Source organism: Sphingomonas leidyi, assembly GCF_011761945.1.
Taxonomy (GTDB): Bacteria; Pseudomonadota; Alphaproteobacteria; order Sphingomonadales; family Sphingomonadaceae; genus Sphingomonas; species Sphingomonas leidyi.
Window position 1 is genome coordinate 207,461 of sequence record NZ_JAASQV010000003.1, and the last position, 14,112, is coordinate 221,572.

Below are 14,112 nucleotides of genomic sequence, written 5' to 3' on the forward strand. Positions count from 1 at the left end.
TTTGTTTCAATAACGCCTCCGTAAATGAACCCATTCGCTACGGACAATTCCGGAAAATGGGGCGCCATCCCGCCCGATCCCGGGAAATCGCCAAGTGACGCAATTTCCTCGATTTTCCTGCTCGACCCCTAGCAGCGGCCATCTCGCCCGGCCAGCCCGCCCCTGCAGGAAACCGCAGAAATCCTGCGAGTCGCCGCGAAAACCGGCGCGCGCTAACCGATATTCCTGGGATTCAAGGTATTTCGGGAGCGGCTTGCAAGGAAATTGTGGATAGCCGGGCCGCCATGCCTGCTTCGCGCCAGTGGCGCCGGATCCCCGCGACCGCGCGGGCAGCGGCGATCAGCGCGCCTCGCCGTTCTGCTGGGCTTCCTGCTGCCGGCGCGCGATCGCCGCGGCATCGACCTTCTCGGTCGAGGTGGTGCTGGGCGCGGCGCCCAGTTCGGCGAGCGGCTCTTCCTTGGCCTTCTCGCCCAGCGAGTTGCCCAGGGCAGTCATGTTGGCGACCACGGCCGAGTTGGAGGCACCGACCGCGGAGACCGGCATGTCGTTCGCACGCCAAGCGACGACCGCGCTCGCCAGCACGATCAGCACCGTAACCACGGCGAGCCCCGTCAGACCAACGTAGATACGTTGCATCGTCTGGGCGGTATCAGGCGAACCCACACTCATATCTGTTGCATAAATGTAACGCCGAACTGCCCCGTTGCCAAGATGGGGCGTTCACTCCGCTGCGAGCCACTCCGGGACCGGCAATCCCTTGGCCGCGAGCCACTCGGCATTGTAGAGCGTTGAAAGATAACGAAAACCCGTATCGCACAGGATCGTCGCGATCCGCTTGCCCGGCCCCAGCTCGCGCGCCAGCCGCACTGCGCCGGCCACGTTGATTCCGGAGGACAGGCCCAGGCACAGCCCTTCTTCCTTGAGCAAACGTTCGACCCATTCCAGCCCCTCCTCGTCGGAGATGCGGAACTGGGTGTCGATCGGCGCGCCCTCGAGATTGCCGGTGATCCGCCCCTGGCCGATCCCCTCGGCGACCGAGCTGCCCTCGGCCTTCAGCTCGCCGCACGCATAATAGCTGTAGAGCGCCGCGCCGTGCGGGTCGCTGAGCGCGATGCGGACATTCTCGTCCCGGGCCTTGAGCCCCAGCCCGACGCCGGCGATCGTGCCGCCGGTGCCCGCCGCGCAGGTGAAGCCGTCGATCCGCCCGTCCATCTGCGCCCAGATCTCCTCGGCGGTGCCGACGATGTGCGCCTTGCGGTTGGCGGTGTTGTCGAACTGGTTGGCCCAGATCGCATTGGGCGTCTCCTCGGCGATCCGCCTGGAGGTGTGCACGAAATGGCCCGGGTTCGAATAGGGCGCCGCCGGCACCAGCACCAGTTCGGCGCCGAGCGCGCGCAGCGTGTCCATCTTCTCGCGGCTCTGCGTCTCGGGCATCACGATGATCGTGCGATAGCCCTTGGCGTTGGCCACCAGCGCCAGGCCGATGCCGGTATTGCCCGCCGTCCCCTCGACGATGCAGCCGCCCGGGCCGATCAGCCCGCGCTCCTCGGCATCCTTGACGATGAACAGCGCCGCCCGGTCCTTCACAGACGCGCCGGGATTGGCGAACTCGCACTTGCCGTAGATCTCGCAGCCCGTGGCCTCGCTCGGCCCCTTCAGGCGCACCAGGGGCGTGTTGCCGATCAGTGCCAGCGTATCGGATGTCGAATGCATGGCCGCTAGATGGAGCGCTTTCCGCCGCGCCGCAAGCAAGCGCTGGCAGGGCACGGCGAAGCCCGGCTTTCCGCCTTTACGAAACCCTTATGCGGGCGCCCGGAATTCGTCTCGAAGCTTAACGGGCAGGGCCCCTATCTCACGCTCCGTTCCAATCGAGGAGTGCATATGGTTTCGCGTTCCGAACATGTCCTGCGCGTCGGCCAGGATCGCCAGGGCCATTGGGTCGTGCAGGAAGAAGGGGGGATGCTCGAAGGCCTGTTCCGCTCGCGCGACGCGGCGGTCCGCTTCGCCCTGTCCGAATGCCGCGCCTTTCCCGGCGCCCGCATGGTGCTCGCCACCGCGCCGCTCCATTCGATCCTGTCGCACTGATGCGCGGCCGTGACCGCGCTCCTCGCGCTCACCCTGGCGCTCGCCCTGCTGCTGCGCCTGCCGCGCAGCGGAGCGCCCCACCCCATCGCCGGATTCCGGGACCCCTGTCGCTGAGGACCCGGCCCGGTACCCAGGAGAAGAACCGATGACAGCCACTCAATTCTCGCTCGGCGGTCTGCTGCGCCGCGCCGGCCTGTCGACCGAGCCGGAGCGATCGCGATCCGGCCCCTGCGACGCGCGCATCGCCCGGGCGCTCGCCGAATTCCGCAACCATGGCCATCGGGCGGTGCGCATGCTCGATCTCGACTGTGCCGATGGCGGCCGCCTGCTCCGCGCCGCCGAAGCTGCCCGCGCGCTGGGCTTCGTTGCGATCGAGGGCCGCGGCGTGTCCCTGTGGACCGCCGGCATCCGCCATGCCCGCTGGCAGGCCGAGCTCGCCGCCCACCCTTCCACCAGCCTGGCCTTCGAGATCGCCGAGCCGATCGCCGCGCTCGCCTCGGAGCATGACGGCGCCGCCGACCTGATCTTCCTGTCGGAACCGATGCCCTATCCCTGCAGCCCGCTCGGCGCGGCGCTTGCCCGGCTGGGCGGCCGGGTGCTCGCCGAGGGCTAGGCGGACACGCCCGCCCGCTGGAGATGCGGGTCCAGCTTTCCCGCGAACCACAGGAAGAACATCCGATAGTCCGAGACCAGCGACCAGAGCGGATAGGTGAAGGTCGCCGGGCGGTTCTTCTCGACGCCGAAATGCGCGGCCCAGGCGAAGCCATAGCCCGCCAGCGGAATCGCCAGCCACCACCACCATCCGGCCCCGCCCAGCGCCAGCAACAGGAACCAGAGCGTCAGGATCGTGCCCACATAATGGAGCGCCCGTGTGCTCGGCTTCGCATGCTCGCGAAGATAGAAGGGCCAGAACTCGCGATAGGTGGTGATGGTGCCTGCCATGGCGAGAGGCTAACGCGACATCATGGATCCGCGCAAGCACAGCTTCCCGCCGGTGGTCGATGCCCATGTCCGCCTGCTCGTCCTCGGCTCGCTCCCGGGGGAGCGTTCGCTTGCCGAGCAACGCTATTATGCCCATCCGCAGAACCAGTTCTGGCGCCTGGCCTCCCCCGCCGCCGGCCGCGACCTTGCCGCGCTCGACTATGACGCCCGCCTGGCCGCCCTGCTCGCTGCGCATATCGGCCTGTGGGACGTGGTCGCCAGTGCGCGGCGCATGGGCAGCACCGACGCGGCGCTGCGCGACGTCGAGGGGCATGACATCGCCGCGCTGGCCGCGACCCTGCCAAATCTGCGCGCGATCGCCTTCAACGGCGGCACCGCATTCCGCACCGGCTCGCGGCAATTGGGCAGCGCCGCGCAGCGCTACGCGATCGTCGCCCTGCCTTCGTCGAGTCCGCTCCACACCATCGGCTTCGAGAAGAAGTTGCCGCACTGGGAGGCGCTGCGCAGCCTGCTCGAATAATCCTATCGAAACGCTGTGAATTTTCCGCTTGCCGATTTCGCCGCGATCATGCCACATTTACGGCAAGATTGTGGCTTTAATTGGGCAAGGAGAGAATGCATGCGTAGCAAGTTATTGATTTCCGTCGCCATTCCGGCGGCCCTTCTCGCCAGCTGCAACAGCCAGCAAGGCAGTTCGGTCGGCTACCGGTCCGGCCCGCAGCAGATGGCGGAAGCCGATTCCGCCGCAGCGCCCGATAGCGCGGAGCGCTATGCGCGGAACGACGTGGCGGCGGTCCGCGCAGTGGCGCAGGAGCCGGTCTCCACCTTCGCCGTCGATGTCGACACTGCCGCCTATGCCAATGTCCGCCGCTTCCTCACCCAGGGCCAGCTTCCGCCCAAGGATGCCGTCCGCGCCGAGGAGCTGATCAACTATTTCCGCTACGACTATCCGCTGCCCCAGGATCGGGCCGCGCCGTTCAGCATCACCACCGATGTCGCGCAGACGCCGTGGAACCCCGAGACCCGGCTGCTGCGCATCGGCCTGCGCGGCTACGACCTGAACCCCAGCGAGCGCCCGCCCGCCAATCTCGTCTTCCTCGTCGACGTCTCGGGATCGATGAACGAGCCGGACAAGCTGCCGCTGGTGAAGCGCGCGCTCGGCATGGTCGCGGACAATATGAAGGCCGGCGACCATGTATCGATCGTCGTCTATGCCGGGGCTGCCGGCGTGGTGCTGGAGCCGACCGCCAGCCCCGCCGAGGTCCGGGCGGCGCTGAACGATCTCAGCGCCGGCGGCTCCACGGCGGGCGGCGAAGGCATCCAGCTCGCCTATGCGATGGCGCGACGGAATTTCCGCGAGGACGGAGTCAATCGCGTGATCCTCGCCAGCGACGGCGATTTCAACGTCGGCATCACCGACCAGACCCAGCTCGAGCAACTGATCGAGAAGAACCGCGACGACGGCATCACCCTCACCGTGCTCGGCTTCGGCCAGGGCAATCTCAACGATGCGATGATGGAGTCGATCGCCGACAAGGGGAACGGCAACTATGCCTATGTCGACGGGATCGACGAGGCGCGGAAGGTGCTCGACACCGAGCTGGCCTCCACGCTCTTCACCATCGCGAAGGACGTGAAGGTCCAGGTGGAGTTCAATCCGGCGGCGGTGCGCCAGTATCGCCTGATCGGCTATGAGAATCGCGCGCTGCGCGAGCAGGATTTCCAGAACGACAAGGTGGACGCGGGCGATATCGGTGCCGGGCATCAGGTTACCGCGATCTACGAGATCGTCCCCGCCGGCGCCAAGGGCTGGCTGCCCGAGCGCCATTTCGCCGCCAATCGCCGGCCCGAAGGCCAAACCCCGGATACGGGCACGGCGCAGGGCGAACTGGCCCAGGTCCGGCTCCGCTACAAGCTGCCCGAGGGCGGCGCCTCGCGCCTGATCACCCGGCCGGTCGACGCCGGCCAGCTGCGGAACGCCCCGATGCCGCGCGGCGACCTGGCCTTTGCGGTGGCAGTGGCCGGCTTCGCGCAGAAACTGCGCGGCGACGACCTGCTCGGCGACTGGGGCTATGCCGACATCAGGCGCCTCGCCGGCACGCAATGGGGCTTCAGCCAGCAAGCCTGGTGGCGGAGCGAGTTCCTGCGCCTGGTCGATCTCGCAAACACCCAGGCGCGTACCGCGTCGACGGAAGGCCGCGGGGAAGATCGGGCACTCTAGCCTCCCCCGCATCCGGCGGCGATCCAGGGCGCCGCCGGCCGCCGCGGCCCGGCCTTTCGTCCCCTTGAGGCCGGGCCGCGGCACCCATTTGCTTCACGCCAACTCGTCATTCCCACGAAAGCGGGGATGACGGACGTAGTTTCAAAGGCTTGCCTGGAGTTCTCAACCTAGCGCCGGTTCACCACCGCATCGTCTGACCCGGCCGCATTGTCGGCGACATTCCCCGGCGCCACCGGCGGTTGCGAATTCAGCCCGTCCGCCGGCCGTGCCCCCGCGCAGCCATGGAGCTGCTTGTCGCCGATGCGGATATCGGCGGTTAACGGTCGCTCGATCGCCGGATCGCCGCCTTCGACGCAACGCGTACCGGTGAAGGTGATCGTCACCGGCGCGCCCGCGACGTCCTTGGTGGTCCACACCGCCTTCCCCGCCTGGACCTGCGGCGAGACAGGGTAGAATTGCGTCACGCTTCCCTCGGTCCCGCGCCCGGCGAAGCGCGTGAGCGTGATCGATCCGGGCGCGACCTCGAGCGACCAGGTCAGCGCGTTGTCGGTGGCGCGCAGCGGCGCGTCGAGTGGGATATCGCCCAGTCGTGGCCCGGCTGGGCTCGGCTTGGCCGCCGGCGCTTCGGTCTTCTCGCTCGATCCGCAGCTCGCCAGCACGAGCAGCGCGGCAATGGCGAATGCGCGCATTTACCATCCTCCCTCGGCCGCGACCCTGCACGGGCCGCGCCCGCCGGGTCAAGCGGCAGGCCGCGTCCCCAATTCTTCATTCCCGCTGTCCGACAAGCCAATGTTCCTATATTGTTCCAATCCATGACCGACGCGAGTCGCCTTGCCGCTGCCCCTTCGCCGCCCCCGCCGGTGCTCGAAGAGAGCGGAGCCGGGGCCCCGTACCGTGATCCGCCACCGATCCTCGCCTTCCCGCCCCGGCCGCTGCGCTGGCTCTATCTCGATCTCAATTCCTATTTCGCCAGCGTCGAGCAGCAGCTGAACCCCGATCTCCGCGGGCACCCGGTGATCGTCGCGCCGGTGGACAGCGACACCACCGTCGCCATCGCCGCCTCGGTCGAGGCGAAGCGGTACGGCATCTCCACCGGCACCCCGGTCTGGGAGGCCAAGCGCCTGTGCCGGGATCTGCGGATCACCCCGGCCCGGCACGAAAAATATGTCGAGTTCCACGAGGCGGTGCTGGCCGAGATAGGGAAGCACATTCCCGTCACCCATGTCTGCTCGATCGACGAGGTCGCCTGCCGGCTGCTCGACAATGAGAACGATCCGGCGGCCGCAGTGGCGCTCGCGCATCGGATCAAGGCGGGAATCCGCATGCATGTCGGCGAATGCCTCACCAGTTCGGTGGGCATCGCGCCGAACCGTCTCCTCGCCAAGCTCGCCTCCGACATGCAGAAGCCCGACGGCCTGGTGGTGCTGACGGCGGACAAGCTCCCCCAATGCCTGTATCCGCTGCGTCTGCGCGAGATCGCCGGCATCGGCGCCAAGATGGAGAAGCGGCTGGCGCAGGACGGCATCCTCGACATCCGGCAATATTGCGAGCGCCGCCCGCGCGACGCGGGCAATGCCTGGGGCGGCGTCAATGGCGACCGGCTCTGGTATCTGCTCCACGGCGTCGAGCTGCCCGACAAGCCGACCCAGAGCCGCACGATCGGGCACAGCCATGTGCTCAGCCCGCAGAGGCGCGGGCTCGAGCCCACCCGGCTCACCGCGCGCCGCCTGGCGCTCAAGGCCGCCAGCCGCCTGCGCCGCAAGGGCTATCGCGCGCGCCTGCTGGTGCTCCACGGCAAGTTCGAGGACGACAAGTCGGGCTGGCGCGCCTCGATCCGCCTGCCGGACACGCAGGACAGCTTCGTGATCCTCCATGCGCTCGACCAGCTCTTCCCCCGCCTGGCCGAAGCGGGGCGCGGCCGGACGGGCGGCTTCCGGCTGCGCATGGTGGGCGTGACGCTCTGCGAAATCGCGGCGGTGGAGGGCGAGCAGGGTTCGCTCTTCGCCGCGCTCGATCCGGACGATCCACTGGCCCGCGAGACGCGCACGCTCGCACTCAGCCGCGCGATGGACCGGATTAACCATAGATTCGGCCGCAACGCCGTTTCGGTCGGCCCGCTGCACGGCGGCAGAATCGATCGGGTAGGGACAAAGATCGCTTTCGGACGTATTCCGGAAATGAGCGAATTCCATGAATGACATCGGTGTCGGTCATGCGATCGCAATATTCCAGGCGTGATACCGCACCGCACAATTGGAATGTAACTCTATAACACGAATCGCTTGACGATTCTTGCATGGTGAACGAAAGCTCCTGCCCGCTATGAAGAAAGCCCCCTTTTTTGCCGCCGCCGCCGTGCTCCTGTCGCTCGCGGCCTGTGAGAACAAGCCCGAGGAAGTCTCGGGCACCGCGCCCGATCCCCAGGCCGAAGCGCTGAAGAACGCTCCCAAGGTCGAGCTGCCGCCGTCGATCGCGTCGTCGGTCTCGATGCGCTGCAAGGACAACACCGTCGTGTTCGCCGACTTCTACAAGGGCGACAAGCAGGTCCTGATCAAGGAGGCCAAGGACGGCCCGGGCACCATGCTCAAGGCGCCGGAAGCCGGCCAGCCCTTCGTCGCCGCGGGCGGCTACAAGGTCACCGGCACCGCCAAGAACGCCACGATCGAGATTCCGGGCAAGGGCTCGCGCGCCTGCCACGCCTGATCGCGGTACAGTGTTTTCATCCGAGGGTCGGCGGGCATTCCCGCCGGCCCTTTTTCATGCGAGGCTTGAAGGCGAAGGGAGCGAATCCGGGTGGCGACTGTCGCGATCTACAGCCTCAAGGGCGGTGTCGGTAAGACGACGCTGGCGGTGAACCTGGCCTGGGCCTCCGCCACCCTGTCCGCGCGCCGCACCCTGCTCTGGGACCTCGATCCCCAGGCCGCCGCCACCTTCCTCGTCGAGCCGCAGGGCAAGACCCGCGACCAGGCCCAGGCGATCTTCACCAAGGACGTGGCGCCGGCCAAGCTGGTCCAGCACACCGGCACCGAACGGCTCGACCTGATCGGCGCGGACACGTCGCTGCGCGGCCTCGACCTGACTTTCCACGAACTCGACAAGAAGAAGCGGCTGGCCAAGCTGCTCGCCGAGCTCGACCGGGCCTATGATCGGACGCTGCTCGATTGCCCGCCCGGCCTGACCGAGACCAGCGAGCAGGTGATGCGCGCCGCCGACCTGATCGTCGTGCCGGTGATCCCCTCCCCGCTCTCCACCCGTGCTTTCGAGGAGGTTTCGGCACATCTCGCCCGCAAGGGGGGCAAGGTGCCGCTGATGCCGGTCCATTCGATGGTCGACCGCCGGCGGAAACTCCATGTCGAGGCGGTGGCCGCGCGCCCCGACTGGCCGGTGATTCCGATGGCGAGCATCGTCGAGGCGATGAGCGTGCATCGCGCCGCAGTGGGCGACTATGCCCCCCGTACCCTCGGCGCCCAGGCCTTTGCCGGGCTGTGGCAGGCAATCGAGCGCCGGCTGGCGGGCAAGAAGCGTTGAGCCGCGCCCAGCCGCCCCAGCAGGAGCTGGATCCGGACCTGGTGCTGCGTGCCTATGCCATGGGCGTCTTCCCCATGGCCGATCACCGCAGCGCGGCCAGCGTCTATTGGGTCGAGCCCAAGCTGCGCGGCGTGCTGCCGCTGAACGGCTTCCACCTGTCCCGCTCGCTCAGGAAGGTCATCCAGTCCGGCCGTTTCCGCCTGACCGCCGATGCCGCGTTCGAGCACATCATCCGGCTCTGCGCCGAGAGCGCCGCCGACCGGCCGGACACCTGGATCAACGGCCCGATCGAACGCGTCTTCCTCGAACTGCATCGCCGCGGCTTCGCGCATTCGCTCGAATGCTGGGACGGCGATACGCTCGCCGGCGGCTTGTATGGCCTGGCGCTGGGCCGGGCGTTCTTCGGGGAATCGATGGTCACCCGCATCCCCAACGCCTCGAAAGTGGCCTTCGCCCACCTCGTCGCACGGCTCGGAGCCGGCGGGTTCACGCTGCTCGATTGCCAGTTCATCACCGAGCATCTCACCACGCTGGGCGCGGTCGAGATTCCTCGTGACGACTATGTCGCGTTGCTGGCCGGGGCGCTGGGCGATTCGGCTGCCGGGCTCTCGGTCGGCGCGCCTTCGGTCGACGGCGACTTCTTCGCGCTCGACGCATTGCCCGATCCGCTGCCGCCCGCCGCGGGCGCCGGCACCGTGTCGGGCCCGCTGTCGCGGAAGGTCATCGCGCAGCTCTTGGGCCAGACGTCGTAGATCGGATGCTGGACGACGTTGAGCGCCGGACGTTCCGCGAACAGCCAGCCCGAATGGACGCGGTGCCATTGCTTGTCGAGCTCGAGCACATCGACCTGCACAAAGGCGCCGGTGAGCTGGTCCGCTTCCCAGGGCGCGGTCTTGTCGCAGGCCCTGAGGCGGACGATCACATCGCCGATCCGCACCGCCTGGCCCGGCTTCAGCTTGAATTCGCGCGCTTCGCCGTTGCGCTTGTTGAGGATGCCGAGCACGGCGACGCGGTCCTTCATCGGCGTCGCAGCCGCATCCTCGATCGCCTTGCCGTCGCGATCGACGGTGATCACGTCGGCCGCCGCCTTGTCCGAAGCGCCGCCGCCGGTGACGATCTGGTCCGAAACCGAATTGTTCGTGGGACCGCCGCCGCTGCCCGAACAGGCGCCGAGGGCGAGCAACAGCCCGACCGCGGCGGCTCCGGCACGGCAACGGATCATGCGCCGGGGGTCCAGGCCTCGTAGTCGCCGGTGGCGCGGGCACGGTGCCCGCCCTTCTCCAGCGCGCCGCTCGGGCGATAGGCGAGCTGCGAGCCGGTCAGGTTCATCTCGGCGGGCTTCTCCCACGCCTTGGGCGCCGGCAGCGCCTGGTCCGGCGCCGAATCGATCTGGTGGTGCAGCCAGCTGAACCATTCCGGCGGCACCCGGCTCGCATCGTTCGAGCCGTTGTAGATCACCCAGCGGCGCGGAATGCCGTTGGGATCCTGGCCGCCCTCGTAATAGACGTTGCCCAGATCGTCCTCGCCCACGCGCGTCTTCCCGCGCAGGCCCATCCAGGTGCCGAAGGTGGCGCCGTTCCACCAGGTGAAGGGATTGAGATTGAGACCCATGGGCGCGGATTAGCGGGGAGCGCGCGGAGAGGCAATGATTACTGCTTCTCCCAGCGTACCTTGTCGCCGGCCCGGATGCCGAGCTTCGCCGAAAGGCCCGCGTTGATCTCGAGCACCGCCGCCACCGGCTCGCCCGACTTCACGTTATCCTCCGAAAACGGCACGGCATTCTCGCCGATCCGGGCGATCGTGCCGTCCTCGCGGATGAACAGGATGTCGAGCGCAGTGGGCGTGTTCTTCATCCAGAAGCTCGCCTCGCGCGGCGGGCCGTCGGCCGGATAGGGCGCGAAGAGCATGCCGCCGTCCTGCGGGATGTTGGTGCGGAACATCAGCCCGCGCTCCTGCTCGGCAGTGGTGCGGGCGAGCTCGACATGGAAGACGTGCGGGCCATTGGCACTGTCGACCGTCACGTCGATCTTTCGCGCAGCCTGCACCGCGGCTGGCCGGGTCTCCGCCTCGCCCTGACACGCACCCGAGACGAGCAGCACGGAAGCGGCGAGCGCCGCTCCCAACCCACGCAGGAACTTCATCGTCTCAGCCGGTCCTTTCGACCGCCACGGCGAGCGGCCCCTTTTCGCCATCGACGATGCGCGCGCTGAGCGACTGGCCGGGCTCGACCTCCTCGATATCGGCGCGGCGCAGCGTCTCCATATGGACGAATATATCGGCCGAGTCGGATTCGCGCACGAGGAATCCATAGCCCTTGAGGCGATTGAACCATTTCACCGTCACCGGCTCGAACGGTCCGGCAGTGGCGATCAGCTTCACCCGGTCGGCCCGATCGGCCTGGCGCTTCGGCGCCTCGACCGCCTGGCTGAGATCGATCGAAAGGATCTCGCGGGCCTGCAGCCCCCGCTGGCGCTGCACCGCCGTACACTCCACCCGAGCGCCCTCGGGCAGCGAGCGGCGGCCATGATCCTGAAGCACGGTGAAGTGGATCAGGATGTCGCCCACGGCAGCGTCGTCGGCAACGAGAAAGCCGAAACCCCGCGTAACGTCGAACCATTTCACGACACCGGCAAAGACCTGGTTTTCATCCACCGGGTCCTCGCCAATCCCCCCGTTATCGTTCGGCGTGTCTGTATAGTCGTTCTGCGCAACCTGTTGGTCAGCACGCATTTCCTGTTCCCCCGAAGGGTCACATTAACATGGTATTTTCCATAAATGGAATTGCCTTTGTTGCCGATCTGGCATCAAGCGCCGCCGAGTGCGGTTTCCGGGTCGTCCCCCGGCGCCATGCGGACGATCGCGCGGGCCAGTCCCGGCGCATGCCCGGCACGGATCATCGCAGCCATCTGCTTCTCCTGGAGCGGCCGGTCCGCCGCTTCGCGGGCATAGGGACCGATGCGCCTGCGCCGGGCAAAGGCGATCGCGCTCGCAAGTCCTTCCGCCGCGATCGCCGGCGCCAGCGCGGCGGCATCCGCCTCCTCCACGCCGGCGAACCGCAGCGCCTCGTGCACCCGGCGGGCCCCCAATCCGCGCCGCGCCATCGCCCCTGCCTTGGATTCGGCATAGAGCCGGTCGTCGACATAGCCGAGCTCGGCCATGCGCTCGGCCAAAGCCTCGGGATCGGGGGAATTTTCTCCATCCCAGCCGCGCTCGCGCAGCTTTCGGGACAGATAGGCCGCAAGTTTGGCCCTTGTCGTAGCGTAACGTTCGACATAGCGGAGCGCATAACGCTCCAGATCGGCGCTATTCAGCGGTGGGAGGGGGCGTCTCGGGACTGGCATGCGCCATGATTGTGCCACACTGGCAACCGATTTTGAACGACAGCGCGTAGCAGAGGCTAGCCTCAAAAAATTCGTCGTGGGGGCACGACGTTGGCTACCACGCAGGGGCACGGAATAAAGAATGGTATTGGACGTTACGGGATCGCTCGAGGCAGAAAAGGAAGCGGGAACGCTCGCGCCTACGCCTACCGATGACAGCCTGCCGCGTCGCCTCGCGGATTTCGAGACGCTGGGCGAAGCGCTCGACTATGCCGCCAAGGGCAAGCGCGGGCTCAATTTCCACGACGCGCGGGGCAATCTCGTGCGCCCCTATCCCTTTGCGGAGCTGCGCGAGGATGCGTTGAAGCAGGCCTGGCGCCTGATCGCCGCGGGCGTGAAGCCCGAGGACCGCATCGCGCTGATCGCGGAGACGGGCGCCGAATTCGCCTCGCTGTTCTTCGGCGTGATCTATGCCGGCGCCTGGCCGGTGCCGCTGCCGCTGCCGACCAGCTTCGGCGGCGCCCAGTCGTATATCGACCAGCTCACCGTCCAGCTGCAGAGCTGCGACCCCTCGATGCTGCTCTTCCCGCCCGAGATCGGCGCGATGTGCGCCGAGGCCGCGCGCGGCCGCGGCGTGCCGGGCGTGGACTGGTCCGAGTTCGTCCAGCGCGATGCGGCACCGACGCAGCTGCCCGAGGCGAAGACGACCGACATCGCCTATCTGCAATATTCGAGCGGCTCGACCCGCTTCCCGCACGGCGTGGTGATCACCCACCATGCCCTGCTCAACAACCTGGCGGCGCACAGCCACGGCATGAACGTGACCGATGGCGATCGCTGCGTCTCGTGGCTGCCCTGGTACCATGACATGGGCCTGGTCGGCTGCCTGCTCTCGGTCGTCGCCAACCAGGTCTCGACCGACTATCTGAAGACCGAGGACTTCGCCCGGCGCCCGCTCGCCTGGCTCGACCTGATCAGCCGCAACCAGGGCAACACGCTCAGCTATTCGCCGACCTTCGGCTACGACATCTGCGCCCGCCGCATGTCGAGCCAGACCAAGGCCAGCGAACGCTTCGACCTCAGCCGCTGGCGCGTCGCCGGCAACGGCGCCGACATGATCCGCCCGGACGTGATGCAGTCGTTCGTCGATGCGTTCGCCGATGCGGGCTTCAAGGCCACCGCCTTCCTGCCGAGCTACGGCCTGGCGGAGGCCACCCTCGCCGTCTCGATCATGCCGCCTGGCGAAGGCATCATGGTCGAGCTGGTCGAGGAAACCCAGCTTTCCGGCGGCGAAGTCGCCCGGGGCGACCGCCCGCAGCGTTTCCGCGCGATCGTCAATTGCGGCGTCCCCGCGCGCGACATGACGATCGAGATCCGCGAGGAAGACGGCACGCCGCTTCCCGAAAAGGCGATCGGCAAGGTCTGGTGCAAGGGCCCGAGCGTGATGGTCGGCTATTTCCGCGACCAGGAGGCGACCGACGCCTGCCTGAAGGACGGTTGGCTCGACACCGGCGACATGGGGTATATCAGCGAAGGCTATATCTACATCGTCGGCCGCGCCAAGGACATGATCATCATCAACGGCAAGAACCATTGGCCCCAGGACATCGAATGGGCCGTGGAGCAGCTGCCGGCATTCAAGCAGGGCGACGTCGCCGCCTTCGCGATCACCACGCCGGGCGGCGAGGAGACGCCGGCGGTGCTGGTGCAGTGCCGCACCTCGGACGAGCAGGAGCGCCTGCGCCTGCGCGACGAGATCCGCGAGCGCGTCCGCTCGGTGACCGGCATGAACTGCGTGATCGAGCTCGTCCCGCCGCGCACGCTGCCGCGCACCAGCTCGGGCAAGCTCAGCCGCGCCAAGGCGCGCAACCTCTATCTCAACGGCGAGATCAAGCCCTACGCACTCGCCGCATAGGGCTTTCGCTTCCATCGCCTCCGTCATCCCCGCCCGCACGGGGATGACGGAAGTAATCTCGGAAGCAATCTCAAGGGCTGCTCGGGTTCCGACCCCAGGCC

The 14,112-nt window shown here is 67.6% G+C and carries 17 protein-coding genes and 1 pseudogene; 9 read left to right on the plus strand and 9 right to left on the minus strand.

Annotated elements, in window-relative coordinates; all coding sequences use genetic code 11:
- Positions 1-339 precede the first annotated feature (339 nt).
- Both FHR20_RS16320 and FHR20_RS16325 read right to left on the minus strand, forming a co-directional pair.
- Positions 340-636, minus strand: a complete 297-nt coding sequence (locus FHR20_RS16320) for a hypothetical protein (RefSeq protein WP_167300913.1) — start codon at positions 634-636, stop codon at positions 340-342.
- Positions 637-720: 84 nt separating this feature from the next.
- A complete protein-coding gene (locus FHR20_RS16325) occupies positions 721-1,713 on the minus strand; it encodes a cysteine synthase A (protein ID WP_167300692.1) in 993 nt (330 codons plus the stop codon).
- Between the two features lie 168 nt (positions 1,714-1,881).
- Here FHR20_RS16325 and FHR20_RS16330 point away from each other — a divergent pair, with 168 nt between their 5' ends.
- Together FHR20_RS16330 and FHR20_RS16335 are read left to right on the plus strand one after the other, a co-directional pair.
- The gene (locus tag FHR20_RS16330; protein WP_167300556.1) at positions 1,882-2,085 is read left to right on the plus strand and encodes an RAG2 PHD domain containing protein; all 204 of its coding nucleotides are present in this window, start codon (positions 1,882-1,884) and stop codon (positions 2,083-2,085) included.
- Between the two features lie 145 nt (positions 2,086-2,230).
- The gene (locus tag FHR20_RS16335) at positions 2,231-2,698 is read left to right on the plus strand and encodes a hypothetical protein (protein WP_167300693.1); all 468 of its coding nucleotides are present in this window, start codon (positions 2,231-2,233) and stop codon (positions 2,696-2,698) included.
- On the opposite strand, the gene FHR20_RS16340 is transcribed toward FHR20_RS16335, so the two are convergent.
- Positions 2,695-3,027, minus strand: coding sequence for an Mpo1-like protein (locus tag FHR20_RS16340; protein ID WP_167300694.1), 333 nt, complete (start codon positions 3,025-3,027; stop codon positions 2,695-2,697). The genes FHR20_RS16335 and FHR20_RS16340 overlap by 4 nt on opposite strands.
- A 22-nt stretch (positions 3,028-3,049) precedes the next feature.
- Here FHR20_RS16340 and FHR20_RS16345 point away from each other — a divergent pair, with 22 nt between their 5' ends.
- Positions 3,050-3,547, plus strand: a complete 498-nt coding sequence (locus FHR20_RS16345) for a DNA-deoxyinosine glycosylase (RefSeq protein WP_167300695.1) — start codon at positions 3,050-3,052, stop codon at positions 3,545-3,547.
- A 99-nt stretch (positions 3,548-3,646) separates the two neighbouring features.
- A complete protein-coding gene (locus FHR20_RS16350) occupies positions 3,647-5,248 on the plus strand; it encodes a vWA domain-containing protein (protein WP_167300696.1) in 1,602 nt (533 codons plus the stop codon).
- Between the two features lie 167 nt (positions 5,249-5,415).
- Here the strand turns inward: FHR20_RS16350 and FHR20_RS16355 are convergent, their stop codons facing one another.
- A complete protein-coding gene (locus FHR20_RS16355; RefSeq protein ID WP_167300697.1) occupies positions 5,416-5,937 on the minus strand; it encodes a hypothetical protein in 522 nt (173 codons plus the stop codon).
- Positions 5,938-6,060: 123 nt separating this feature from the next.
- On the opposite strand from FHR20_RS16355, the gene FHR20_RS16360 reads away from it, so the two are divergent.
- The 4 genes from FHR20_RS16360 (at position 6,061) to aat (ending at position 9,528) form a co-directional block, all read left to right on the plus strand.
- Positions 6,061-7,446 (plus strand): Y-family DNA polymerase, encoded by a 1,386-nt coding sequence (locus FHR20_RS16360; RefSeq protein ID WP_167300698.1) that lies wholly within the window; start codon positions 6,061-6,063, stop codon positions 7,444-7,446.
- 124 nt (positions 7,447-7,570) lie between these two features.
- Positions 7,571-7,951 carry a hypothetical protein gene (locus tag FHR20_RS16365; protein WP_167300699.1) on the plus strand — a complete coding sequence of 127 codons (381 nt, stop codon included), beginning with the start codon at positions 7,571-7,573 and terminating at the stop codon, positions 7,949-7,951.
- A 90-nt stretch (positions 7,952-8,041) separates the two neighbouring features.
- Positions 8,042-8,776, plus strand: a complete 735-nt coding sequence (locus FHR20_RS16370) for an AAA family ATPase (RefSeq protein ID WP_167300700.1) — start codon at positions 8,042-8,044, stop codon at positions 8,774-8,776.
- Positions 8,773-9,528, plus strand: a complete 756-nt coding sequence (gene aat, locus FHR20_RS16375; RefSeq protein WP_167300701.1) for a leucyl/phenylalanyl-tRNA--protein transferase — start codon at positions 8,773-8,775, stop codon at positions 9,526-9,528. Before FHR20_RS16370 ends, aat begins: the two co-directional genes overlap by 4 nt.
- 35 nt (positions 9,529-9,563) lie before the next feature.
- Here aat and FHR20_RS16380 read toward each other — a convergent pair.
- The 5 genes and pseudogenes from FHR20_RS16380 to FHR20_RS16400 all read right to left on the minus strand — a co-directional run.
- Positions 9,564-9,998: pseudogene (locus FHR20_RS16380) on the minus strand (DUF2155 domain-containing protein); the annotation flags it as partial.
- Entirely contained in the window at positions 9,995-10,387 is a 393-nt protein-coding gene (locus FHR20_RS16385) for an NADH:ubiquinone oxidoreductase subunit NDUFA12 (protein ID WP_086130341.1), read from the minus strand. The pseudogene FHR20_RS16380 and the gene FHR20_RS16385, both read right to left, overlap by 4 nt.
- A 38-nt stretch (positions 10,388-10,425) precedes the next feature.
- On the minus strand, positions 10,426-10,917 hold the full coding sequence (locus FHR20_RS16390) for a DUF192 domain-containing protein (RefSeq protein WP_167300702.1): 492 nt from the start codon (positions 10,915-10,917) through the stop codon (positions 10,426-10,428).
- A gap of 4 nt (positions 10,918-10,921) precedes the next feature.
- Entirely contained in the window at positions 10,922-11,506 is a 585-nt protein-coding gene (locus FHR20_RS16395; RefSeq protein WP_086130339.1) for a cold-shock protein, read from the minus strand.
- A gap of 74 nt (positions 11,507-11,580) precedes the next feature.
- On the minus strand, positions 11,581-11,934 hold the full coding sequence (locus tag FHR20_RS16400) for a regulatory protein RecX (RefSeq protein WP_425057387.1): 354 nt from the start codon (positions 11,932-11,934) through the stop codon (positions 11,581-11,583).
- 304 nt (positions 11,935-12,238) lie between these two features.
- Between FHR20_RS16400 and FHR20_RS16405 the strand changes: the two genes are divergently transcribed.
- Positions 12,239-14,011, plus strand: a complete 1,773-nt coding sequence (locus FHR20_RS16405; RefSeq protein ID WP_167300704.1) for a fatty acyl-AMP ligase — start codon at positions 12,239-12,241, stop codon at positions 14,009-14,011.
- The last annotated feature ends 101 nt before the right edge of the window (positions 14,012-14,112 follow it).